Here is a 21,700-nt window from a genome sequence, read left to right as displayed (position 1 = left end):
CGAGGTCCGAGTGTACATCGACGCAGGAGTCAGATACTAATTACGCGCTTCGGACGACCTGGCCGGACTCCGCGTCCCAGCGCAGGTTCGCGGAACCGTCGCTGTACTGGCTCATCAATGTGGTGTAGGCCTCCAAGACCACCTCACCGTCGTCGGTGGTGCAGATGTTCTTGGTGACAACGATGTCGGCGCCGAAGCGCTCCTGCACCGATTGGACTTCCATGCGGGCCCACAGCTTGTCGCCGGCCTTGATCGGCTTGGAGAACACGAACCGCTGGTCGACCTGGACGATCACCAGGGTCTCCATGCCGATGTCGACGTTCCGGAAGAAGTCCAGCTGGACCAGCTTGGCGAAGATGGTCGCGAAGGTCAGCGGTGCGACGATCGCGTCGTGGCCGAGTTCGGCGGCGGCCTCCTCGTCGAGATGGGCCGGGTGGTTGTTCTTGATGGCTAGCGCAAACTGACGCAGTTGTTCGCGACCCACGACGAAATAATCCGGATACCGCCAGATCATCCCGCGGATATCGGTCTTGAGCGCCATGGGCTACGCCAGAGTCGCGGACGCGATGGCCCTGCCGAAGATCTTCTTGCCGCCGGCCGTGGCCGTGAGTGCGATGGTCACGGACTTGCTTTCCGGATCGACCGATTTCACCCTGCCGCTGAACACGAGCTCGGCGCCCTTGCCGTCGTTGGGCACCGGGACCACGGCGGTGAACCGCACGTTGTACTCGGTGACCGCGCCCGGGTCGCCGACCCACGACGTGACGTAGCCGCCGCCTAATCCCATGGTCAACATCCCGTGCGCGATCGCGGTGTCCAGCCCGACGACCTTGGCGATCTCGTCGTCCCAGTGAATCGGGTTCAAGTCCCCGGAGACGCCCGCGTAGTTGACCAGATCCTGGCGCGTCAGCGGGTAAGTCTTCTCCGGGAGGCGATCACCCACCTTCACCGAGCTGAACTCACGCAGTGGCATCAGAAAATCCCTCTTCTCCATCCTCACCGGCACGGCCCGCGAGGGTCGTGTAGGTCTCCTGCACGATGTCACCGGCGTCGTCGGTGACGATGTTCTTGGTCACGATGATCTGGGTGCCGTGCGACTGGCGGACCGAGTCCACATAGACGTCGCAGTACAGCTTGTCGCCGGCCACGATCGGCTTCTTGTATTTCAGCACCTGGTCGACCTGGACGATCTGCGCGTCCTCGACCGCGATGTTCGCGTAGTTGAAGAACGCGTTTTGGGCCTTGTAGCCGAACACAGAGATGAAGGTCAGCGGGGCCAGCAAACCGTGATAACCGAGCTCGGCGGCCGCTTTCTCCTCGAAGAAGGGCGCGTCGTCATTCTGGACGGCGACCGCGTACTCGCGGATCTTCTCCCGCTCCACCTCGTAATGGTCGGGATAGCGGTAATGCATCCCGACGATGTTGGTCTTTAATGGCACGGCTCTCGAATCTACCTAGTCAGTCTCAATAAACGGTCGCCGGTTCGCGCTAGCGGGTCTCGCGGTGCGCCTGATGCTTGCCACAGTTCGGGCAGAACTTCTTCAGCTCCATCCGGTCGGGGTCGTTGCGGCGATTCTTCTTGGTGATGTAGTTACGGTGCTTGCACACCTCGCACGCCAGGGTGATCTTCGGCCGGACGTCGGTACTGGAAGCCATGACGGTTCTCTCTCAAATCTCTCAAAGTGCGTTGTTGTGTTGTAGCGATGGCCGGACTCGAACCGGCGACCTAACGATTATGAGTCGTTCGCTCTAACCGACTGAGCTACATCGCCTTGTCCACCCTGGGTCGGGGCCGCCACGCCTGCTCGGCATCCGCCGAGCCCCCTAACGGAATCGAACCGTTGACCTTTTCCTTACCATGGAAACGCTCTACCGACTGAGCTAAGGGGGCCGTTCGCCCGAAGCGACCAGTCGTCCCGCGGGCCTAAAAGAGGGTACAGCCTGGCCCGCAACGGCACCAAACCACAGGCGCGGGACCGGAGTTGCCGGGGGGAAGGTCTAGCCGGTGTCGCTCCTGCGGTGCGGTTCCCAGGCGCTGAGGTCGCTGAACTCGTCGTAGTCGCCGTCGCGCTGATCTTTGTCTGCGGCATCGGTCTCGCCGAGCAAGGTCCGCAGCGCGAGGTGGATGGCCTCGCGCGCGTCCGCCAGGTGGTATCGGCGTATGGCTTCCTGGACAAGCTCGAAGTCCACGTCGATCTCGAACTTCTTCAGCATGGGCTAACGATACCCAGTACGGACCGGTTGAAGCGGTTTGCTGCCAGGCGCGCCGGAAGCGCACCGCGGCGGGTCATAGTCTGGTGACGTGTCAGATTCGTCCGAAGACCGGCTGTACTTCCGTCAACTGCTTTCCGGTCGCGATTTCGCCGCCGGCGACATGTTTGCGACACAAATGCGCAATTTCGCCTATCTGATCGGCGACCGGCGGACCGGAGACTGCGTGGTGGTCGACCCGGCGTATGCCGCGGGCGACCTTCTCGACGCGCTGGAGGCCGACGGCATGCACTTGTCCGGGGTGCTGGTGACCCACCATCACCCCGACCATGTGGGCGGGAACATGATGGGCTTCGAGCTCAAGGGACTCGCCGAACTGCTGGAGCGAGCTAGTGTGCCGGTTCACGTGAATACCCATGAGGCACTTTGGGTTTCGCGGGTTACCGGCATCGGGCTGGGCGACCTCACCACCCACGAGCACCGCGACAAGATCAGCATCGGCGACATCGAAATCGAGCTGCTGCACACGCCGGGTCACACGCCCGGCAGCCAGTGCTTCCTGTTGGACGGCCGGCTGGTCGCGGGTGACACGTTGTTCCTGGACGGCTGCGGGCGCACCGACTTTCCCGGCGGCGACTCCGACGAGATGTATCGCAGCCTGCAGCAGCTCGCGGCGCTTCCCGGCGATCCGACCGTGTTTCCGGGGCACTGGTATTCCGCCGATCCCAGTGCGTCGTTGTCGGAGGTCAAGCGGTCCAACTACGTGTACCGGCCCGCCAACCTCGATCAGTGGCGAATGTTGATGGGCGGCTGAAAGACTCAGCGGCCTTTCTCCTGAATGCGGCGATATTCGCCTGGCACCTCTACTATCAGTCCAGCGAAATTTCGTGCGATGACAGATAAGCGGAGGGTCGTTTCAATGGGGTGGATCCAGGACAGCTGGCACGGGGTCACCGATGTCGGGTCCAGCACCTGGCTGGCGTGGGCGGCCTGGGCGGCCATCGCGCTCGGTGTCGTCGCGCTGATATTCGCAAACCGGCAGATCAACCGCGGTCGCCGGTTGGCGTCGGAGCAGACCCGCCCCCACGTCGCCATGCTCATGGAGCCCCACGCCGCCGACTGGCACGTGATCGAGCTCGTGGTCCGGAATTTCGGTCAGACCGCGGCGTATGACATCCGCTTTTCATTTCCAAATCCCCCGACGGTGGCCGAATACGAAAATGCCTCGGACGGCTACGCCGATGTCGTCCCACTGCAGCTTCCCCGCGAGCTGCCGGTACTGGCGCCCGGCCAGGAATGGCGGATGGTGTGGGATTCTGCGCTCGACCGCGGCGAAATTGGGAGTGGTATCGAGTCGCGCTTTACCGGCAAGGTGATCTACTACGACCGCCCCGATGCGCCGCGCGGATGGCGGTTCTGGCGGCGCGAACGCCGTCCGCTGGAAACCAACGTGGTGCTGGACTGGGATGCCCTGCCACCCGTTCAGCGCATCGAGTTGATGACGACCCACGACCTGGCGAAGCGGGAAAAGCAGAAGCTGGAACTGCTGCGCGGGCTGCTCACCTACTTCCACTACGCGAGCAAGGAAACGCGTCCCGACGTGTTCCGCAGCGAGATCGAACGAATCAACGGCGCGGTGCAGGAAACCCAGGACCGGTGGCGCACGCGGCAGCTCGACGAGCCGACCGATGTCAGCCTGCGCTGGGGTAACGCCGAAAACGAACTGGGCAAGCATCGCGGCCAGCACGTGTGACGGCGGGCGGCGGCGGCCAATCGGACCCTGACGTCGATCTGATTCAATCGACTGCGCGTCCGTACCGAAGGAGTGAGCCATGAGCGGCCCGGTCACCTACAGCCGTAACGAGTCCATCGCGGTCATCCGGATGGACGACGGCAAAGTCAACGCGCTGGGCCCGACCATGCAGCAGGCCCTCAACGAAGCCATCGACCGGGCCGATAGTGACGACGTGGGCGCGGTGGTGATCGCCGGCAACGAGAGGGTGTTCAGCGGCGGATTCGACCTGAAGATTCTGACCTCCGGTGAGGTCCAGCCGGCGATCGACATGCTCAGGGGCGGCTTCGAGCTGGCGCATCGACTGTTGTCCTACCCGAAGCCGGTGGTAATGGCCTGCACCGGTCACGCCATCGCGATGGGCGCGTTCCTGTTGTCGTCCGGCGACCACCGAGTGGCCGCGCACGCGTACAACATTCAGGCCAACGAGGTCGCGATCGGGATGATCATCCCGTATGCCGCCCTGGAGATCATGAAGCTGCGGCTGACGCGGTCGGCGTACCAGCAAGCCACCGGCCTGGCCAAGACGTTCTTCGGCGAGACCGCCCTCGCGGCGGGCTTTGTCGACGAGATCGTCCTGCCCGAGATGGTGCTCAGCCGCGCCGAAGAAGCCGCGCAGGAATTCGCCGGCCTGCACCGGCACGCCCACGCCGCGACCAAGTTGCGCGCCCGCGCCGACGCGCTGGCGGCCATCCGCGCCGGGATCGACGGGATAGAAGCCGAATTCGGCGTGTAGTTCGGCGTGTAGCTCTCCCCGCAGGCGTTGACCAGCTGAAAGTTGGCGCGATGCAACATGATTCAGTTTTGCGGAGAAGGCGATGCGGTTGCCCGGGCAACCGCCTCCCCTCATGTCGCCTCCTCCATTCGGAAGTCTGACACGTTTGCGCGATGCCGTCACTTCACCCCGTGAGCAGGCCTTTCGGCCCGGAAGGGTGACCGTCAACCGGCCCAGCGGAAGCGCTTGAGATACGCGGTCCAGTCCCACGTCGCCAGAAACTCTTGCGCCGCCTCGTAACCCCTGTCGTAGAGCTCTTCGAGGCGCCCGGGCGCGACATCGAAGTCGAGCACCCCCACATTGGTCGACTCGACCGGGATCGCGCGGGCGGCGACCCACGGGCGGTTGAGGTGGGTCTGGTCGTGGCCGGCCAGCATCGTGGTGAGCAGGCTTTCCAACAACGCGGTCTGTTCGAAGAAGCGCAGGGGTTTCAGCGCGGGCATCACCGCGAGGATGCCCTCGTTGAGCCTCGGCAGCACCGTGATCCCGAACGTGGGCCAGCGTGGCGGTTTGCCGTCGGGCCGGTCGAAGGTGTCGATCGGGAAGTTCGAGAGCACACCACCGTCGACGAGGGTCGACGTCTCGCCGCTCGCGCTCGTCAGCTTGACCGGGCGGTAGAAGAACGGGATCGCCATCGAAGCGCGCACCGCCTCGGCGACCGGCTGCTCGTCGGGGTCCAGGCCGTAAAGGCGCCGGTAATCCCAGGGCAGCCGCACCAATTGCGCCGCGGTCAGGTCGGCGACAGTGACCACCAGCTTGTATTGCCATCCCTCGATCGGGTGGTCCTCGTCGAGGACCAGATCGCCGAAGGAGGTGACGCCAAGGTTCTTCAGCTCGCTCCGAATCCAGTCGTAGGCAACATCGCCGCGGTACATGCTCGTGTCCCGCACCAGTCCCCACGCGGCACCGAGGAAGGGGACGGGCCCCGCATCACGCCACTGGTTCAGCGGTACCGAGAAGGCGAGTTCCTTCATGTCCGCGCTGCTCAGCTGGCCGCCTTTAGACCCGGCCGCCAAGATCGCGGCAACCACCGAGCCGGCCGACACACCCGAGATCCGCTTGATCGAGTAGCCGGAATCCATCAGCGCGACGATGGCGCCCACCAGACCGATGAACTTCACGCCACCACCGGAAAGCACCAGATCCACCGATTTCGGCTGTGCCGCCTTGACCGCCATCTAGTTCTCCGCCGAAACCCAGTCGTAGGGAAGGAATTTCCCGTCGAATGTCACCACCACGCGGTCGCCCGACGGGTGCGGCTTCTTTTGCAGGTCGACGCTGAAGTTGATCGCGCTCATGATGCCGTCGCCGAACCGCTCGTGAATCAATTCCTTGATGGCGCCGCCGTACACCTGAAGCGCTTCGTAGAAACGGTAGATGGTGGGGTCGGTCGGCACCGTCGTAGGCAGTCCGCCACGCATGGGCGGGACGGCCAGCACGGCTACCGCCGACTCGTCGAGACCCAGCATCTCGGCCAAGACCTTGCCGAGTTCGACGGGGATGGGGTGCTGACCGAGCAATGCTGACGTCGTCCACACGACCGGCCGGCCGATAGCTTCTGCCAGCTCCTGCCACGTCAGCCCGCGCGCGAGGCGGGCAACGACGATCTGCTCGGTGACTTCGTTTCTCGTCATGCGTCCCAGCATGCACGCCTGACCTAGCCGGGTTTCGTCGCGGTGACCAAGCGGGTGGCGAACCACGGCCCGCCGTACCACATGCGCCATCCCAGGTTGCGGCGCCGCACGTCGAGCCAGCCCAGCTCGCGCAGCCGCGCGGCGTGCTGACGGGTCTCCCATAGGTCGGCGATGGCCAGGCGGCCACCCGGCCGCAACACCCGAACCGCTTCGTCCAAGGCCTTCCGCCGGCCGGCGCGTTTCGGAATGTTGTGGATGGCCAGGCTGCTCACGATCACGTCCACGCTCTCGTCGCCCAACGGCAGGGCCGTCATGTCGGCGGTGTACACCTCGACGCGCTCGGCGACGCTTTCCAGGGCCGCGTTGGATAACGTTGCCTCCTGGGAGTTTTCGGTCTGATCGGCCCGCCACAGGTCGACGCCCACCGCGCGGCCCTGCGGCAACCGCTTGGCCGCGGCCAGCAGCACGGCGCCCCGCCCACACCCGAGGTCGAGCAACGTTTCGTCGCCGCGCAGTCGTAGGTTGTCCAAAATGTCGTCCCAGGCGCGAAACTTGCCCCATCTCGTTGCGTAGATGTAGGAAGCGGCCGTCGCGAGAATCTCGACCGCCGACGCTGCCGCGAGCGACGCCGCCAATCGGTTACCGCGGGCCAGCGCGAAGCCGGCCCCCGCGAGCAGACCAGCGGAAGTGGCTGCGACGCCGGCCAATTGCGTTCCGGCGGACAGGGTGTGGAAAGAGCCGTCGTATCCGTATTCGCCCTTCCGGGTTCCGGTGGTCCCCGATTCACCAGCGGCCACGGTGGACGACCTCGTCGAACGGGCGCCGATTCGGTTTGCGGATCGGGGCCAGGGGCCGGTCGGCGGGATAGCCGATGCCGAGCATGAAGGCCACCACGCGGTCGTCGGGGACGCCCAGGATGGCGCGCGCCTTCTCCTGATCCCCCACCGATGAATGGCCGGTGCCGATTCCCAGGTCGGTGGCCGCGATCAGCATCGCCATCGTTGCCTGGCCGACGTCGTAGTTGTCCGTCACCAGCCGGCGCTCGTCCGGCGGCACCGGCACCACGATGACGATCGCGGCCGCGGCTGCGGCGATGTGACCGGCACCCATCCAGACCGTGGATAGCTCCTTGAGTTGAGTCGGGTCGGTGACGATCACAAAGTCCCACGGCTGACGGTTTTTCGCCGACGGCGCCCGCCATCCGGCCTCGGCGATCCGGTTCAGGTCGGCCTCCGGCACCGGTTCCGCCGTGTATTGCCGTACGTTGCGCCGGGCGCGGATCGCGTCCCACGTTTCCATCTCGTCCCCTCTAATGCGTGGTTCCGGATTGTGCCTTGGCGGCCATCTGCTTGAGCATGTCGTCGTGGATGATGTCGATCCGCGAGCGGGCTTCCGCGCAGACCAGTGGGTCGCGGATGACGGTGAGCTGGTTGTCCTGCCTGGTCTCTCCGCCCTGGGACCAATTCGTGGAGCCCGTGACGACGTCGACCCCGTCGATGATCACCATCTTCAAATGCATGATCGCCGACTTCTCGCTGTGGCCGATCGCAATGCTATTGCCGGTCTTGTCATTCAGCCACTCTGCCAGTAGACCGCGCTCGGCGACCCCTTTGGCTTGGGTGGAGTCGAGACTCAGCTGCACATAGATCTTTTCGTCCTGCAGCTTGGACTTGAGGACCGAATTCAGCTCCGGGTCGTCGTAGCCGTACATCGCCACGACGAGGCTCTTGTTGGCGGAAGTCAGCAACGCCTTGAGCGCCTCGTGCACTCGGTCGACGGGGCTGTAGAAGGTGCGGGTGTGGTCGGGATAGCCGGGTGGGAACGGCGCGGCTTTGTACTGGTCGAGTTCGGGTAGCGAATCAAGTGCCATGACAGTTGCTCCTCTACAACGCTGGAGTCGTCCAATCCGGCTGGGCCGCGCTGGCCTGTACCTGCGCGGCGCTCAGCTTCGGCAAGTATTCCGGGTCTGCACGGCGTCGCACCAGCACGCTGGGGTGCAGCAGAGCGTCGGGAGGGATCGGCCGACGCCGCCGCCCCACCAGGTACCACAGTTTGCCGTTGTCGTGGATCGGCGCGGTCGCGAAGTCCTCGGTCACAGCGCACCGCTGGCGGTAGTCGTCCGCGTCGATCGCCAGCTCGTGGGCCACGCCGTCGACGATCCACTTCAGCGCGATCGTGGCGAGCCGGTGGTCGGGCATGAACGTGCCCCCCACGTCGGCGTGCACGCCGGCGAACCACCGCTCCTCAAGGCCCAGCGGGTGCCGTTCGACGAGGTATTCGCGGTAAGGACGGCGGCGTTCGTCAATCGAGACGGCGTGGCGGATGCGCGCCACGTTGGGCAGCGTGCGCGTATACGGCCAGCGCAGGGTGCCGAACCGCAGGAAGCCCGCCGCCTTGACCGTGTCCCATAGTCCCAGGTATGCCACCGGCACCGCGTAGTGCCACACCTGATTCGGGTTGTTCTGGCGCACAGTCGAAAACAGTGGCTCGCCCTCGGTGCGCCAGCAGAATGCGCGGGCAAACTCGCCCCAGAGGTCGTACTCGTTCTTGGTGAAATCCCGGTTGATAGCGTACTTTTCGATCGCGTACGGCAGCAGATTCTCCGAACCGGGCCGCATCAGCCCCGGCCGCAGCAGCATCCCGGCCAGCGCGCGGGCGGTATACGCGCCGCGGCTGAACCCGAATATGTAGATCGCATCGCCGGGCCGCCAGTGTTCCATCAGATACCGGTATGCCTGTGCCACATTGTCTTTCAGGCCCGCACCGAATGCCTGCTCGAATAGCAGCGACGCGGTGCGACGCAGCCCCGAGTGCGCGGCGGCGGGGGCCAGTGTGCCCACGCCGGGGTCATAGTAGGTCAGTTGGCTGGTTGGATCGTCCTTTGCCAGCAACTCGAAGAGCTTGGCGACATTGGTGAGGTTGCCGGCCCCGATTTGGTTGGCGGTGCCGTCAAGGCAGACCACGATCCGCTTGCGCCGCGGCGACTCGGGGCGTTCGGTCATGGTGAGGGCCTCCCATGTCGCATAGTAAGACGATTGCGGAAGAATGACGCCCGATGCCCGACGACGACGGTCCCGCACCGGCGACCCAACCCACGTCCCGACGCAGCCACATCGTGCGGCTCGCCGTGTTCGCCGCGTTCTTGGCCGCGATGTTCTATCTCTTGGCCGTCAAGCGAATTGTCGACATCGAGGACCTGCGCCGCGTGGTGTCGGCGACGGGCCCGGCGGCCCCGCTCACCTACGTCGTGGCGTCGGCCGTGCTGGGCGCGATGTTCGTGCCGGGCTCGATTCTGGCGGCGGGCAGCGGGCTGTTGTTCGGCCCCATTGTGGGCGTCTTCGTCACGCTGGGCGCGGCGGTGGGCACCGCGATCGTCGCCAGCCGCCTGGGCCGTCGGGCCGGCCGCAACAGCGCTCGGGCACTGCTGGGCGCGGCACGCGCGGACCGCATCGACGCGCTGATCGAACACGGCGGGCTGTGGGCGGTGGTGGGTCAGCGCTTTGTCCCGGGCATATCGGATGCGCTCGCCTCCTACGCGTTCGGGGCATTCGGAGTTCCGTTGTGGCAGATGGCCGTCGGTTCGTTCATCGGTTCGTTGCCGCGCGCTTTCGCCTATACCGCGCTGGGCGCATCGATCGGCACTCGGTCGCCCGCTTTGGCCTACGCGGCGATAGCGGTGTGGTGCGTGTCGGCCGTCGTCGGTGCGTTCGCCGCGCGACGCGGGTACCGGAGTTGGCGTCACCACGCCCGCCACGAAAAAACCGCCGGCACAGCGGATCCGGAAGCCGAGGCGCGCTGACGAAACGCCGCTTCAGCCGGCCGGCGTCAGCATCTTCTTCCACCCCTCGTCGCCGATGTTGGTCGAGTTCTCAACGGAATAGACCACGCCGTCAGGCCCCACGACTTTGCCGCTCTGCACGTCATAGATTGCAGCGGAAAGCGAATCCGGGGTGTAGACGCACGGATTGGGCTGCTGCCCGTTGCAGCGGACGGTGCCCGATCCGGGTCGCTGCAGCGGGTCGCTGACCGGGGGCGGCGTGCCCGGCAGCTGATCGGCCGGCAGCGGGTTGAGACCGTTGTTGACCGACGGCGCGGGGATCACCAGACCGGGTTTCACCGGCTGGTCACACCGCGCGGCCGGGGCGGGGCACGTCAGGATCTGATTCGGGTCTCCGTACCACGGATTGGAACCCAGCGGCACATACGGCTCGCTGCTGCGGCACTCCCGCGGGGACGCGGCCCGCTTGCCCGGCACGTCGGCGCACGGGTAGTTGCGTGCCCCACGGACGACGTTCTGCGCGTCCATCGGGATCTTGCAGTAGGTCCCACTGGGTAGCGGCGCGGTGCTGGTATCGGCCGGCGCCCGCCATTCCGATGCCGGCAGGAAGCCGGTCAGGCACGGCGGTGGCTGGTTGAGGGACAGGGCGCCGACGCCGAGCGCCGCCTGGCCGGGAAATTCCGAGGTAACCGACTGGGCGGCGGCTGCGGACTGTGGCAAGAACACCAACGCCTGCTCGACGCCGTTGTGATAGCGCTTGAGCATGTCGATCACGACCTCGAGATTGGCCAGCGTCTGCGGTAGCGATTCCCGCACATCGCCGAACGTGGCGTTGACCTGCTCGGCGGTCGGCGCGGCGTTGGACAGGATGCGACGAATCGCTTGATCCTGCTGCGCGGTTTGCACGGTCAGCGTGTTGAGGTTGGCGGCCCAGCGCGCGATGTCGTCACCCGAATTGACCTGGCTGTCGATGATGGGCGCCGAATGGTCGACGATGTCGTCGACATCGCCGATGCTGCCGTTGAAGTCGTGGCTGATGCCCTCGGCGGCGTCGACCAGGCGCCGAAGCGACGGCCCCAGCCCACCCAGGGCCTGCGATGCCTCGTAGAGCAGTGACGCCACCTTGTCCTTGGGCAGCACGGCCAACCCACGGTTGGCGGCATCGAGCGCCGGGCCGATCTGGCTGGGGACCGTGCTTCTGGTGATCGTCTGGTTGTTCTCGAGGTACGGACCGCCGGTGCGGGTGGACACCAGATCGAGGTACTGCTCACCAACGGCGGACACGGAGTGCACATTGGCCCACGCGTCGGTCGGGATCTGGTAGCCGTTGTCGATGCTCATCGTTGCCCGCGCACCGCGCGCGGTCGGGTCGACGGCGGTGACCGTCCCTATGGTGATGCCCCGATAGGTGACGTTCGCGGTTCGATAAAGCCCACCGGACTGCGGCAATTCGGCATAGAGTGTGTATCGCCCGATGCCGACGAGACTGGGTATCCGCAGGAAGTACCAGCCCAACACCACGATCGCAGCGACCGCCATCACCACCAACAGCACCAGTTGGGTTTTGATGAGGCGAGTCAGCATCTTTCACTCGCCCCGTTCCACCAGAGGTCCACCCGGGGCGTCGTTCGGGTTCGGCGTATAGCGGACGTCCGGGATCATCGTCGCCGGATCGCGGCCCCACGCCTGCTCGAGCGCTCGGAACATGCCGGACAGTCCCGTTCCGCTCAGCAATGCGTTGTCCAGGGCGGACAAGGTCAGGTCGATGCCGGCCGAAATGTTGATGTAGTCGCCGCGGATCAGCTTGGGGACACCGTCGATGTTGAACGGCGCGGTGAGGCCCAACCGCAACGCATCGACCGTTAGCGGCGAGGCCCGCTCGAGCTGAATGAGCGGCCGCTGCAAGGAATCCAGGTTCTGGCGCAGGTTGCGCCGCGAATCCGATAGCGCCCGGTTGGCGACGTCGCTGAACCGCCCCAGGGATTCGACGGCGTCGGCGAACAATTCGCGGGTGTCGGCGAAGTGGCGGATCAGCGGTGGGATGTCGGTGAGCACCCGATCCAGCGTGTCGTTGTGGTCCGCGATGGCGGCCAGGAGTTCGTTGGTCGAATCGATTGCGCGGGTCAGATCACCGGTTCGCCGATTCAGTTCGGCGGTGAATGTGTCCAACCGCCCGAGGAATTCGCGAACCTGATCGACATGGCCGTCAAGGGCATTGAGGATCTCGTTTTGGATCACCTCGAGGTGTGTGATGCCGCCTCCCGTGAGGATGACCGCGATGCTGGCCAACGTCCGTTCGACGGTCGGGTATGCCGAGGAGTTCGCCAGGCCGATGGTGTCGCCGGCTTTCAACGGTTGCGGCGACGGGTTTTTCGGCGCGGCCAGCTCGATGTGCTGAGTGCCCAGCAGGCTGGTCTGGCCGATCTTCGCGGTCGCGTTTGCCGGAAGCTGCACGCTCGGATCGATATCCAGCGTCAGCGTCGCGATCCAGTTCTTCAGCCTGATGTCACGCACCGTGCCGACCCAGACGTCGGCGACCCGCACCCGACTATTGGTGTTCAGTGCCAGCGTGTCGGGCACCTGGACGTAGATCCTCATGTGGCCCGCGCCGGTGCCACGGCCGACGGGCAGCGGCACGTTGGCGATGCCACGCCAGGTGCACGAACTCAACACCAAGGCCATCAGCAACACCAGGCCGCGGCGCGCGGCGCCGACGATCACGCGCTTCACCGGCCCGGCCCCGGCTGTGCGGGCTGCGAAAACCACGGCGGCGCAGGCGGATTGGACTCGTCATAGGCGTTCGGCGGCCCCGGAAGGTTGCTCGCCGGCGGCGGCGGCGGGGCGTCCGGACCACCCATCAGCTCGGCCAGCGAGTCCGGGGTCAGCACGTTGGCCGTGAACGGCTGAACCTGCGTCCCCTGCATCCCGGGCGCGACCACCCAGCCCGGTTCATGGTTGCCGTGCGAAAAGGGTGTGTCCGGCGAGAAGATCCCGGGGACGGTGGTGTCCTTGTACCCCGGCGGTGGGCGCAGCCGGTCCTCGGAGTACGCCACCTCCTTGGGCAAGGTGTCCGCCGAGCTGAAAAAGTTCGCGCTGAACGGTAGGTAGTTGAACTTGATGGAGTCCAGCACCGGCGCCAGATACTGTGCGCACAGCTCGGCCGAGTCCTGATAGCCGAGCCGGCTGCCGGCCTGAATGGAGCTGCAGATGAAATGAATCGGGTTCGCGAAGTTGGGAAATACGAACGACCCCACCAGCGAGCTGTGCGCCGGATAGTAGATGTTGTTGATGTTGCCCGCGAACGTGGGCAGCACGTGCAACGCCGTTTCCAGACCGTCCCGCGGCTCGGGCTGCAGGAGCGCGGTGGTCGCGTCGGCGAGGTTGTTGACATCGTGACTGAGCGCGGACCTGTTGTCGTTCACGAACTTTCGTGTGATGGCGAGCACCTCGTCGACCCGCGCGACCGTGTCGGCCACATCGTGATCGGATTTGGTGAACCAATCGGTGAACTGAGCCAGGTTGTCGTTGAGGGCGACGAACTGTCGGTCGTTTTGGTACAGCGCGCCGATGAATTGCGCCAGGCTTCGGGTGATCGAGACGAAGTCGCCCCGCCCCTCGTTCAGCGCGGTCAACGCCTCGGACAGGCTGTTCAGGGTGTCGTGGACCTGTTTGCCCTTACCGGCCAGATTGTCGGCGGCCGATTCAATGAGCTCGCCGAACGGGCCCTCCGGCTGCTGCGGTGTTGGGCCGAGCTGTCGCAGGATCCCGTTGAGGGAGTCGCGCAGCTGGTCCCACTCGACGGGGACCTGGGTGCGCTCGACGGGGATGACCGCGCCGTCCTTCATGACCGGTCCGTCGGTGTAGGCCGGTGACAACTGGATGGTGCGCGAGGCCACCAGGCTGGGGTTGAGTATCGATGCGGTGGCGTTGAGGGGCACCTTGTATTTGTTGCTGTAGTGGAAGGTGACTCGCATCTTGTCGCCGGCCGGCTCGATCTTGTCGATCGAACCCACCCGCACGCCCATGATCTGGACCTTGTCGCCGGGGTAGAGCGCGAGGGTCTCGGAGAAATACGCGACAACGCTCGTGTTCGTCAGCTTCCGGTAGAGCTGCACCCCGACGACGAGCGCGACGAGGCCCAACACCGTTACCAACGCCGCGGCGAGCAGTGCCTTACGCGACACTTTGGGCAGTCGAAGGCTGCGAATGTCGAAGATGGTGCTCATTGGCTGCTACCTCCCGTCCCGCCGGGCGTGATGAACGGCGCCGGCAGCTGCGGTCCCGGTCCCGGTGGTGGGGCAGGGCGCGGCGGCAGGCCCGGCGCCAACGTCGACGGTGGCGATGTCGGGCCGGCCGGCCCCAGCGGTTCGGTGCGCGCGCCGGGGGGCGCGTGCGACGGCAGCGGCGCCGGTGCGCCCGGAACATCCGGCGGCGTCTCACCCGGGCGGCCTGCGATCGGGATGCCCGGTTCTGGTTGCAGCCCATCGGATTTGGGCGCAGACGTCTGGACGTCGAGCGGCGCCGGGAATGCGGGTCCACCGAACGGGCCGATGGCGGCGCCCGTGCAGGGCAGCGGATTGTCGGGCCGCGGCGAGGCGCCCGGCCCCGGCGTGTAGGAGCACGGCGATCCGGGCGGGACGGCCGGCCCCGGATGCTGCGGTGTGCCTTCCAGCACCGTCGGCGCCGGCGGAGGCGCGCCGTTGGGAAACCGGGTGCCGTTGGGATCGGGCCACCGGAATTCGGGCAGCCCGGCACTGCGCCAGAAGTTCTCGGGGTCGATGCCCCGCTTTTTGAACGCCGCGTCAACCCACGGCTGAAGGACTTGGTAGGGAAGCAGATTCGCGACCATCGCCTTGAAGTACGGCCCGGAAGCGACGGCCTCGGTCAGGGATGCGGTGTATCTGCTCAGCAGTACCAGCACATCGGCCAGGTCGTTCTTGCGCTTGACCAGTTCGTCACTGACGGTTCCCAACTGCTGCAGCACATGATTGAGGTTGGGGTTTTCCTTAAAAAGACCGGACACCTGGGCTGACACGTCCGACACATTGCTCAGCAGAATGCTCAGCGCCTGGCTGCGTTGCTTGAACGAGGCCAGCAGCGTGTCGGCATTGACCAGCAACCCGTTGAACTGGCCACTGCGGTCGCCCAGCACCCGGGCGATCTTGTTGGTGTTGGCCAGCAGTTGCTTGAGCTGCTCGCCTCGCTTGCCGATGGTGTCCGAGAATGCCCTGACCCCGTCGAGGGCGGCACTGAGATGCGGAGCGGTCTGATCGAAGGTCTCCGACAACACCTTGAGCGAACGTTTGGTGGCCTCGATGTCCCAGCCCTTCGCCGCCTTCGTGGCATCGACGAAGGCGTCGTAGACCTGGTATGGCGTAGTGGTCTGCGCCAACGGAAGGAAACCGTTGGGCCGCAACGGCTCTGAACCACGCGGTTCGATCTGCATATTCTTGCGGCCGAGAATGGTCTCGGTGCGAATCGCTACCCGGCTTTGCGTCCCGACCGTCCTACCATCCAGCGTGAACCCGACCGCCACCCGGTTGCCGCGGATCGCCAGCGAGCGCACCAGACCGACGTCCACCCCGGAGATTTCCACCTTGTCGCCCGTATTGATCCCGCCGGTGTCGGTGAATTCCGCGTAGTAGGTGGGCGTGGCGAACAACATCGGCACACTGGTGAAGGTTTGTCCCACACCGATGATGAGCAGCGTGACCACGACACCCATCAGCCCCACGCGGCCGCGGTTGGATTCCGTCAGCGTCCTCATTGCGGCGTGCACCTCCCGGTGGGCTGCCCAAAGAGCTTGATGGTGCGTACCGGACCGCCGGGCTGCAATCCGTTGACTTTCAACGAGATGTCGCACAGGTAGAAGTTGAAGAAGTCGCCATAGGTGCCGCCGGCGCGGCCGATGATCCGGTACGCACCCGGCAGCTTGCGTAACACGTCGTCGAGGGTCGGCAGATCGTGTATCAGCGACTGCTGGATTCCCTCCAGGCGTCCGAATGTGCTGTGCAGCAGGGGCCGGTCCTCCCCCAGCAGGTCGGCCAGGGTTCCCGCGGCGCCACTGATGTGGGCTACCGCCGCCGCCAACGGATCGGCCTTGTTCTTCAGCCCGGTGATCAACACCTCTACCTTGTCGACCGTTGTGTCGAACTCCTTTTCATGCTTGACCGCCGTCGCCAGCACCGTGTTCAAGTTGGTGACTATCTCCCCGATCGCCTGATCCTTGTCGGCCAACGTTGCGGTGAGCGAGGCGGTTTGGTCGAGGATGTCGTTGATGGTGGCGCCCTGTCCCTGGAACACGGTGATGATCGACTGGGCGAGCCTGTTGACCTTGTCCGGGTCCAACGCCTTGAAGAGCGGACGAAACCCGCCGATCAAGGCGTCCAGATCCAAGGCCGGCTGCGTGTGCTCGAGCGGGATGGTGCCGCCCGGGGACAGCGGCTGGCCGCTGTCGCCGCGCTTGAGCTCCAAGTAGCGGTCGCCGATCAGGTTGAGGTAGCGGATCGACGCGGTCGTCGCCTTGTCCAGCGACAGCGAGTCATCCACCGTGAAGGCCACCAAAACCCGCCTGTCCCCGTCGATCAGCGTCACCTTGGAGACCTTGCCGACCTCCACGCCCGCCGCGCGGACGAACTGACCGGCCCGCAGCCCGCTCGCGTTGGAGAACACCGCGGAATAGCCGGTGGTGCGATCGAAACGCACTTGGCCGAACACGATGATGATCACCACGGTGAACACGAGCAGAACCAACCACACGATGCCGAGTTTGAGTGCCGTGCCAGTGGTTTTCATGGGTTGATCGTGTTCTCCCCGTATTGGCGTCCCCAGACGTATTCACCGAACAGTGGCTGGCCCAGCTCGAGGTGGTTGTACGGCGCGAGGCTGGCGCCGGTGTCCATCACCAGATAGGGCGCCGGCCACAGATCCCGGGTGATCGTCTGCCAGCAGCCCGGCCGCCCCCCGGGCCCGCCGTGGGCGTTCACGCGGGGCAGATTGTCCGGATAGACATAGGGATTGGGTGCCGGCAGCAGCGTTCCGTATGCCGCCAGCGAATAGCCGTTGCCGCCGGCCGCGTTCAGGATCAGTGGCGCGGCGTCGTGAAAGTTGCGCGTCGTGCAGAACAGCTCGGGACTGTAGGTGTCGAGCAGCTCGGCGGTGGGGACCAGATCGGCTGCGCCGCGCACCAGATACGGCCCGCCCCTGGCGAAGATGTCCTCACCGGTCTTGCCCGCGGCCGCCGCCGCCAACAACGCGGCGTCCAGTTCCCCCTGCTGCCTGGTCAGTGTGCGGGCGGTGGTCAGCGCGTTCTGCAGAAAGCCCCACAGATCCGGCGAAGCGCGCGTGTAGATCTCGCCGAGATCCGCCAACCGCCGCACGTCGTATCCGAGCCGCTCGACGCGCGGGTTCAAGTGCTGCAGAATCTGATTGCCGTTGACCAGCGAGTCTCCGAAGCCCCCGCCCAGCCCGTCCAGCGCCTGCGCCAGCGCCGAGAGCGTCGCGTTGAGTTCGACCGGATCCACCTTTTCGGCGATCGAGGTGATCGACTCGAACAACGTGTTGAACTCGGTGGTCACCGACCGCACGTCGATGACGTCGCGCGGCGAGATCCGTTGGGGTAATGGGTTTTCCGGTGAAGATAGCGCCACATACTTGTTGCCGAACAGGGTGGCGGCCTCGATGGTCGCCACCACGTTGGCCGGAATCAGCTTCACGAACTCGGGGTTGACCTCCAACCCCAGCTTTGCCGCGGGGCCGCGGTCACGCTCGATCTCCGTAATCCTGGCCACCCGGCCGATCGCGACCCCGTTGAAGGTGACTTTCGCTCCGGGTTCCATCACCAGCCCCGCCCGCGAAGCCACCATGGTCAGCTCGGTCTTCGGGGTGAAATCCCCCCGAAACTGCATGTACACCAACACCAGAACCAACGCGGCGACTGCCAACAAGACGACACCCTCCACGTACAGGAGGACCCGTCGACTCTTGCGCGTCAGCTGCGTCGTCATGGGTGTTACACCGTGAGATTGAAGTTCGGGTCGACGCCGTAGAGCGCCAACTCGGCCAGCAGGACAACCACCACCACCGAGACCAGAGAAAACCGCATCGATCGCCCGACGGCCTGGCCGACGCCGACCGGTCCACCACTGGCGGTGTAGCCGTAGTAGCAATGGGTGATCATCACGACCACCGCGATGATGACGACCTGCACGACCGACCAGCCGACGTCCTCGGGGCGCAGGAACGTACGAAAGTAATGCTCATACGTGCCGTTCGACTGTCCGTAGAGGATCGTCGTGACGACCTGTCCCGACGTGAAAGCCATGTCGAGGGCCAGCGCGTACAGCGGCACGATCACCACCAGCCCGCCCAGGATCCGGGTGGACACCAGAAACGAAATCGACTTGATGCCCATGACTTCCAGCGCGTCGATCTCCTCGCTGATCCGCATGGCGCCCAGCTGGGCGGTGGCGCCGGCGCCGACCGTGGCGGCCAGCGCGACACCCGAGACGATGGGAGCGGCCACCCGTGTATTGGCCAGTGCCGCAAAGAATCCGGTGAACGCCTCGACGCCGATGTTGCCCAGCGACGCGAAGCCCTGGATGGCGATCAGCGAGCTGCCGGACAGCGTCACGAAGCCGATGATCGCGACCGTGCCGCCGATCACGGCCATCGCGCCGGTGCCCATGCCGATCTCGGCGATCAGGCGCAGCGTCTCGCGGCGGTAGCGGTGTAGCGCCCAGGCGATCTGCATGACGCTGATCCGGGTGAACCTCGCGAAAGTCCCGATCCGTTCCAGCCTTCGGGCCGCGCCGCCGCCATAGCGGTTGAGGTTGGCGGCCGTCCGCGGGTAGCGCGCGCGCAGTATGACTCGCGTCGACACGTCAGCGCCCCGTTCCGAACCGCACGCCGATGGTGGTCAGCACCACGTTGACCGCGAACAGCGCGATCACGCACAACACCAGCGTTTCGTTGACGGCGGTGCCGACGCTTTTGGGACCGCCCTTGGTGGTGAGGCCGCGATAACACCCGACCAGGCCGGCGATCGCTCCGAACGTGGCGGACTTGACCACCGAGATGACCACCTCGGGTAAGCCGGTGACAAGGGTGAGGGTGCCGACGTAGGCGCCGGCCGAAATGTGTTGGATGAAAACACCGAAGACGAAACCACCGACCAGGCCAATGGTGATCACCGCGCCGTTCAGCAGTGTGGCAACGATCGTCGCGGCGACCACCCGCGGCACCACCAGCCGTTGGATGGGGTCGATGCCGAGGACCTCCATCGCGTCGATTTCCTCGCGGATGGTGCGGGCACCCAGGTCGGCGCAGATGGCGGTGGCGCCGGCCCCGGCGATCACCAGCACGGTGGTCAGCGGGCCCAGCTGCGTGACCGCGCCGAGCGCCGCGCCCGCGCCCGAGATGTCGGCGGCGCCGAACTCGGCCAACAAGATGTTGAGCGTGAAGATGATCAGGACGGTCAGCGGAATCGAGACGGCGAGGGTCGGCAGTAACGAGACACTCGTGATGAACCAGCCCTGCTCGATGGTCTCCCGCCACTGGAAAGGGCGCCGAAACAGCGCCTTACCGGTGAGCACGCACGTCCGGTAGAACCCGCCGACCGCATCGACCCCGGGCTGGAGCTGGCCACGGAGATACGTGGTGATCACGGTGGCGGTGCTCATCGCCGGATCCCTTGGCGGTCGAGGGCGGCGATCATCGTGGTGTTGGCGAGTTCGAGTGCGTCGTGGGCGGCTTGCTTCGCCCCGGCGGTATCGCCTGCGCATATCGCGGCGGCCAATGTTCGGTAGGCGTCCGGGCGTTTGGCGTCGGCGGCCATCGCGCAGCCCAGGGCGGCGAGCGCAGGCTCGTACGCGGCGCGAAATGCGTTGTACATCAACCGAAATACGATCGAGCCGGTGCCGTCGACCACGTGATCCCAGAACGCGAGCGTGTCGCGCTGCCACTGGACCGGGTCCCTGTCGGCCTCGAGGAGGTGCAACGAATCCTCGAGCAATTCGGCCAGTTCCGGTTCGTGCCGTTCGGCCGCCAGCTCCGCGACCTTCGGACCGATGCGCAGGCGGGTCTCGAGGATGCTGCGGAAAACGGCGGGGTCGACCTCGCCGTCGCGAAACAGCAACCGGGGCAGTAGGTCAAGGCCGGCGTGCCGCCGGAAATCGCGCACGGTGGTGACGCCGCCGTGGCGCACCTCGACCAGGCTGGCCGCCGAGAGCCGCTTCAGTCCCTCGCGGACGGCGGGGCGCGATGCCCCGAAAACCTCCGCCAACCGGCGCTCGCTGGGCAAGGCCTGACCGGGCCGCATCTCGCCGCTGAGCACATCGGCGGCGATCTCCTCGAATACCTTTTCCGGCACGGATCGGCGTACCGGCGGTAACGGCATGCGGCCAGTGTGGCTGGTGTGACGCTTGTAAAGTGGTCAGAACACCGGCGTGTCGCGAATCTTTCGCCGCGTGAGTTTCGTACCGCATTGGGCCCGGCGAGCGTGCGGCTGGCCGCACACTCGAGCCCGAACGTGCGGCCAGCCGCACATTCGGCGACGCGCCGCTGGCTTGCCTACCGTTGCGCGGCCACGAACAGGTTTCCCGGCATGGTGTCCGCGACCTCGTGGGGGGCGCTGCGCCCATAGCCCGCCATCAGCTCGTTGGACGGCGTCACCGTCACGCCCCAGCCGTGGCGCCGCAACCAGTCACCGACGTCTTCGCGCTCCTCGAAGTAGAACAGCTCCTCGTTGTTGGGAACCTCCCGCTGCGGGTCTACTTCGGTCATGACGGCACGGATCCGCTCCATCCGCGCCCGACGCTTGGCGCGGAACTCCGGGTCGTGAAATCGGGGGCCCAGCGCCTCCACGGCGACACGGCTGCCGTTGGCCGCCAGCGCGTCAACGCGCTCGAAGAGCAGGTCCTGGGCCGCGGCCGGCAGGTAGGGCATCAACCCCTCGGCCGACCAGGCACTGGGCGCCGACGCGTCAAAACCGGCCTGGCGCAACGCCGTCGGCCAGTCCTGACGCAGGTCCACCGGAACGGCGATCCGGTTGCAGTCCGGCTGTGCCCCGTGCTCGTCCAGTGTCGCCGCTTTGAACTCCAGCACCCTCGGCTGGTCCAGCTCGTAGACCGTGACGCCGTCGGGCCAGGGTAGCCGCCAGGCCCGGGAGTCCAGTCCCGCGGCCAGGATCACCGCCTGGCGGATGCCCGCGCCCGTCGCGTCGATGAAGAATTCGTCGAAAAAGGCCGTGCGGCATGCCATGTAGCCGACCATCGCCTGCATCTGCAGCCGAATCTCGGGTTCGGCGTCGAGGAGCTTGGAGGGCAGCTGCGATGCCGAATACCAGTTCCACAGCCCATCACCCGCCGCGTCGAGGAACACGCGTGCGAACGGGTCGCGGATCATCGGGTTGTCACTCTCGGTTTCCGCCGCGCGGGCCGATGCCACCCCCAGCGCCGTCGTCCCTACGCTCTCGGTGATCTCCCAGGTGTCGTTGTCGGTTCTGGCCACGC

Annotated in this window: 24 protein-coding genes, 2 tRNA genes and 1 pseudogene; 4 read left to right on the top strand and 23 right to left on the bottom strand. The window is 65.8% G+C overall.

Annotated features, from left to right (window positions below; all coding sequences use genetic code 11):
• Positions 1–40: 40 nt before the first annotated feature.
• The 7 genes from hadC to A5745_RS17075 form a co-directional block, all read right to left on the bottom strand.
• Positions 41–541: a (3R)-hydroxyacyl-ACP dehydratase subunit HadC gene (hadC, locus tag A5745_RS17105; RefSeq protein ID WP_076117571.1), complete on the bottom strand. Its 501-nt coding sequence runs from the start codon at positions 539–541 to the stop codon at positions 41–43.
• Between the two features lie 3 nt (positions 542–544).
• Positions 545–973: a (3R)-hydroxyacyl-ACP dehydratase subunit HadB gene (hadB, locus tag A5745_RS17100; RefSeq protein ID WP_076060951.1), complete on the bottom strand. Its 429-nt coding sequence runs from the start codon at positions 971–973 to the stop codon at positions 545–547.
• The gene (hadA, locus tag A5745_RS17095; RefSeq protein WP_371337034.1) at positions 960–1,412 is read right to left on the bottom strand and encodes a (3R)-hydroxyacyl-ACP dehydratase subunit HadA; all 453 of its coding nucleotides are present in this window, start codon (positions 1,410–1,412) and stop codon (positions 960–962) included. Before hadA ends, hadB begins: the two co-directional genes overlap by 14 nt.
• 76 nt (positions 1,413–1,488) lie before the next feature.
• A complete protein-coding gene (rpmG, locus tag A5745_RS17090) occupies positions 1,489–1,656 on the bottom strand; it encodes a 50S ribosomal protein L33 (RefSeq protein ID WP_007167776.1) in 168 nt (55 codons plus the stop codon).
• A 42-nt stretch (positions 1,657–1,698) separates the two neighbouring features.
• Positions 1,699–1,772: transfer RNA gene (locus A5745_RS17085), tRNA-Met, on the bottom strand.
• A 46-nt stretch (positions 1,773–1,818) separates the two neighbouring features.
• Positions 1,819–1,891 (bottom strand) — tRNA-Thr (locus tag A5745_RS17080).
• Positions 1,892–1,998: 107 nt separating this feature from the next.
• Positions 1,999–2,214 (bottom strand): type II toxin-antitoxin system VapB family antitoxin, encoded by a 216-nt coding sequence (locus tag A5745_RS17075; protein WP_076060948.1) that lies wholly within the window; start codon positions 2,212–2,214, stop codon positions 1,999–2,001.
• An 88-nt stretch (positions 2,215–2,302) separates the two neighbouring features.
• Between A5745_RS17075 and A5745_RS17070 the strand changes: the two genes are divergently transcribed.
• The 3 genes and pseudogenes from A5745_RS17070 to A5745_RS17060 all read left to right on the top strand — a co-directional run bounded on the left by A5745_RS17070 (position 2,303) and on the right by A5745_RS17060 (position 4,739).
• Positions 2,303–3,025, top strand: a complete 723-nt coding sequence (locus A5745_RS17070) for an MBL fold metallo-hydrolase (RefSeq protein WP_076117568.1) — start codon at positions 2,303–2,305, stop codon at positions 3,023–3,025.
• Between the two features lie 78 nt (positions 3,026–3,103).
• Positions 3,104–3,972 (top strand): annotated as a pseudogene (locus A5745_RS17065) (hypothetical protein); the annotation flags it as partial.
• Positions 3,973–4,043: 71 nt separating this feature from the next.
• Positions 4,044–4,739 (top strand): crotonase/enoyl-CoA hydratase family protein, encoded by a 696-nt coding sequence (locus A5745_RS17060; RefSeq protein WP_076117563.1) that lies wholly within the window; start codon positions 4,044–4,046, stop codon positions 4,737–4,739.
• Between the two features lie 203 nt (positions 4,740–4,942).
• Here A5745_RS17060 and A5745_RS17055 read toward each other — a convergent pair whose 3' ends face one another.
• The 6 genes from A5745_RS17055 to A5745_RS17030 are packed head-to-tail and all read right to left on the bottom strand — an operon-like array spanning position 4,943 to position 9,414.
• The gene (locus A5745_RS17055; protein ID WP_076117560.1) at positions 4,943–5,956 is read right to left on the bottom strand and encodes a patatin-like phospholipase family protein; all 1,014 of its coding nucleotides are present in this window, start codon (positions 5,954–5,956) and stop codon (positions 4,943–4,945) included.
• A complete protein-coding gene (gene cynS / locus A5745_RS17050) occupies positions 5,957–6,424 on the bottom strand; it encodes a cyanase (protein ID WP_076117558.1) in 468 nt (155 codons plus the stop codon).
• An 11-nt stretch (positions 6,425–6,435) separates the two neighbouring features.
• Positions 6,436–7,209: a class I SAM-dependent methyltransferase gene (locus A5745_RS17045; RefSeq protein WP_076117555.1), complete on the bottom strand. Its 774-nt coding sequence runs from the start codon at positions 7,207–7,209 to the stop codon at positions 6,436–6,438.
• Positions 7,196–7,711, bottom strand: a complete 516-nt coding sequence (locus tag A5745_RS17040; RefSeq protein WP_076117552.1) for a nitroreductase family protein — start codon at positions 7,709–7,711, stop codon at positions 7,196–7,198. Before A5745_RS17040 ends, A5745_RS17045 begins: the two co-directional genes overlap by 14 nt.
• Before the next feature lie 10 nt (positions 7,712–7,721).
• Positions 7,722–8,282 (bottom strand): phospholipase D-like domain-containing protein, encoded by a 561-nt coding sequence (locus tag A5745_RS17035; RefSeq protein ID WP_076060934.1) that lies wholly within the window; start codon positions 8,280–8,282, stop codon positions 7,722–7,724.
• Between the two features lie 13 nt (positions 8,283–8,295).
• Positions 8,296–9,414: a DUF2235 domain-containing protein gene (locus tag A5745_RS17030; RefSeq protein ID WP_076117549.1), complete on the bottom strand. Its 1,119-nt coding sequence runs from the start codon at positions 9,412–9,414 to the stop codon at positions 8,296–8,298.
• A gap of 53 nt (positions 9,415–9,467) precedes the next feature.
• Between A5745_RS17030 and A5745_RS17025 the strand changes: the two genes are divergently transcribed.
• Positions 9,468–10,211: a TVP38/TMEM64 family protein gene (locus tag A5745_RS17025; protein WP_076117547.1), complete on the top strand. Its 744-nt coding sequence runs from the start codon at positions 9,468–9,470 to the stop codon at positions 10,209–10,211.
• A 12-nt stretch (positions 10,212–10,223) separates the two neighbouring features.
• On the opposite strand, the gene A5745_RS17020 is transcribed toward A5745_RS17025, so the two are convergent.
• The 10 genes from A5745_RS17020 to A5745_RS16975 form a co-directional block, all read right to left on the bottom strand.
• Positions 10,224–11,774: an MCE family protein gene (locus tag A5745_RS17020; RefSeq protein WP_076117545.1), complete on the bottom strand. Its 1,551-nt coding sequence runs from the start codon at positions 11,772–11,774 to the stop codon at positions 10,224–10,226.
• 3 nt (positions 11,775–11,777) lie between these two features.
• A complete protein-coding gene (locus tag A5745_RS17015) occupies positions 11,778–12,872 on the bottom strand; it encodes a virulence factor Mce family protein (protein WP_139329679.1) in 1,095 nt (364 codons plus the stop codon).
• A gap of 44 nt (positions 12,873–12,916) precedes the next feature.
• Positions 12,917–14,416: a virulence factor Mce family protein gene (locus A5745_RS17010; RefSeq protein WP_076060925.1), complete on the bottom strand. Its 1,500-nt coding sequence runs from the start codon at positions 14,414–14,416 to the stop codon at positions 12,917–12,919.
• On the bottom strand, positions 14,413–15,957 hold the full coding sequence (locus A5745_RS17005; protein WP_076117541.1) for a virulence factor Mce family protein: 1,545 nt from the start codon (positions 15,955–15,957) through the stop codon (positions 14,413–14,415). Before A5745_RS17005 ends, A5745_RS17010 begins: the two co-directional genes overlap by 4 nt.
• Positions 15,954–16,985, bottom strand: a complete 1,032-nt coding sequence (locus tag A5745_RS17000; protein ID WP_076117539.1) for an MCE family protein — start codon at positions 16,983–16,985, stop codon at positions 15,954–15,956. Before A5745_RS17000 ends, A5745_RS17005 begins: the two co-directional genes overlap by 4 nt.
• On the bottom strand, positions 16,982–18,196 hold the full coding sequence (locus A5745_RS16995) for an MCE family protein (protein ID WP_076117537.1): 1,215 nt from the start codon (positions 18,194–18,196) through the stop codon (positions 16,982–16,984). The genes A5745_RS17000 and A5745_RS16995 overlap by 4 nt, the downstream gene beginning before the upstream one ends.
• 5 nt (positions 18,197–18,201) lie before the next feature.
• On the bottom strand, positions 18,202–19,071 hold the full coding sequence (locus A5745_RS16990) for an ABC transporter permease (RefSeq protein WP_076060919.1): 870 nt from the start codon (positions 19,069–19,071) through the stop codon (positions 18,202–18,204).
• A 1-nt stretch (position 19,072) separates the two neighbouring features.
• Entirely contained in the window at positions 19,073–19,870 is a 798-nt protein-coding gene (locus tag A5745_RS16985; RefSeq protein ID WP_076117535.1) for an ABC transporter permease, read from the bottom strand.
• Positions 19,867–20,586: a FadR/GntR family transcriptional regulator gene (locus A5745_RS16980; RefSeq protein ID WP_076117533.1), complete on the bottom strand. Its 720-nt coding sequence runs from the start codon at positions 20,584–20,586 to the stop codon at positions 19,867–19,869. The genes A5745_RS16985 and A5745_RS16980 overlap by 4 nt, the downstream gene beginning before the upstream one ends.
• Positions 20,587–20,759: 173 nt before the next feature.
• On the bottom strand, positions 20,760–21,698 hold the full coding sequence (locus tag A5745_RS16975) for a class I SAM-dependent methyltransferase (RefSeq protein WP_076117530.1): 939 nt from the start codon (positions 21,696–21,698) through the stop codon (positions 20,760–20,762).
• Positions 21,699–21,700 lie beyond the last annotated feature (2 nt).

Source organism: Mycobacterium sp. IS-2888 (genome assembly GCF_001954215.1).
GTDB lineage: Bacteria > Actinomycetota > Actinomycetes > Mycobacteriales > Mycobacteriaceae > Mycobacterium.
The sequence above is the reverse complement of the archived record's forward strand: the minus strand, read 5'-3'. Positions and strand labels throughout refer to the sequence as shown.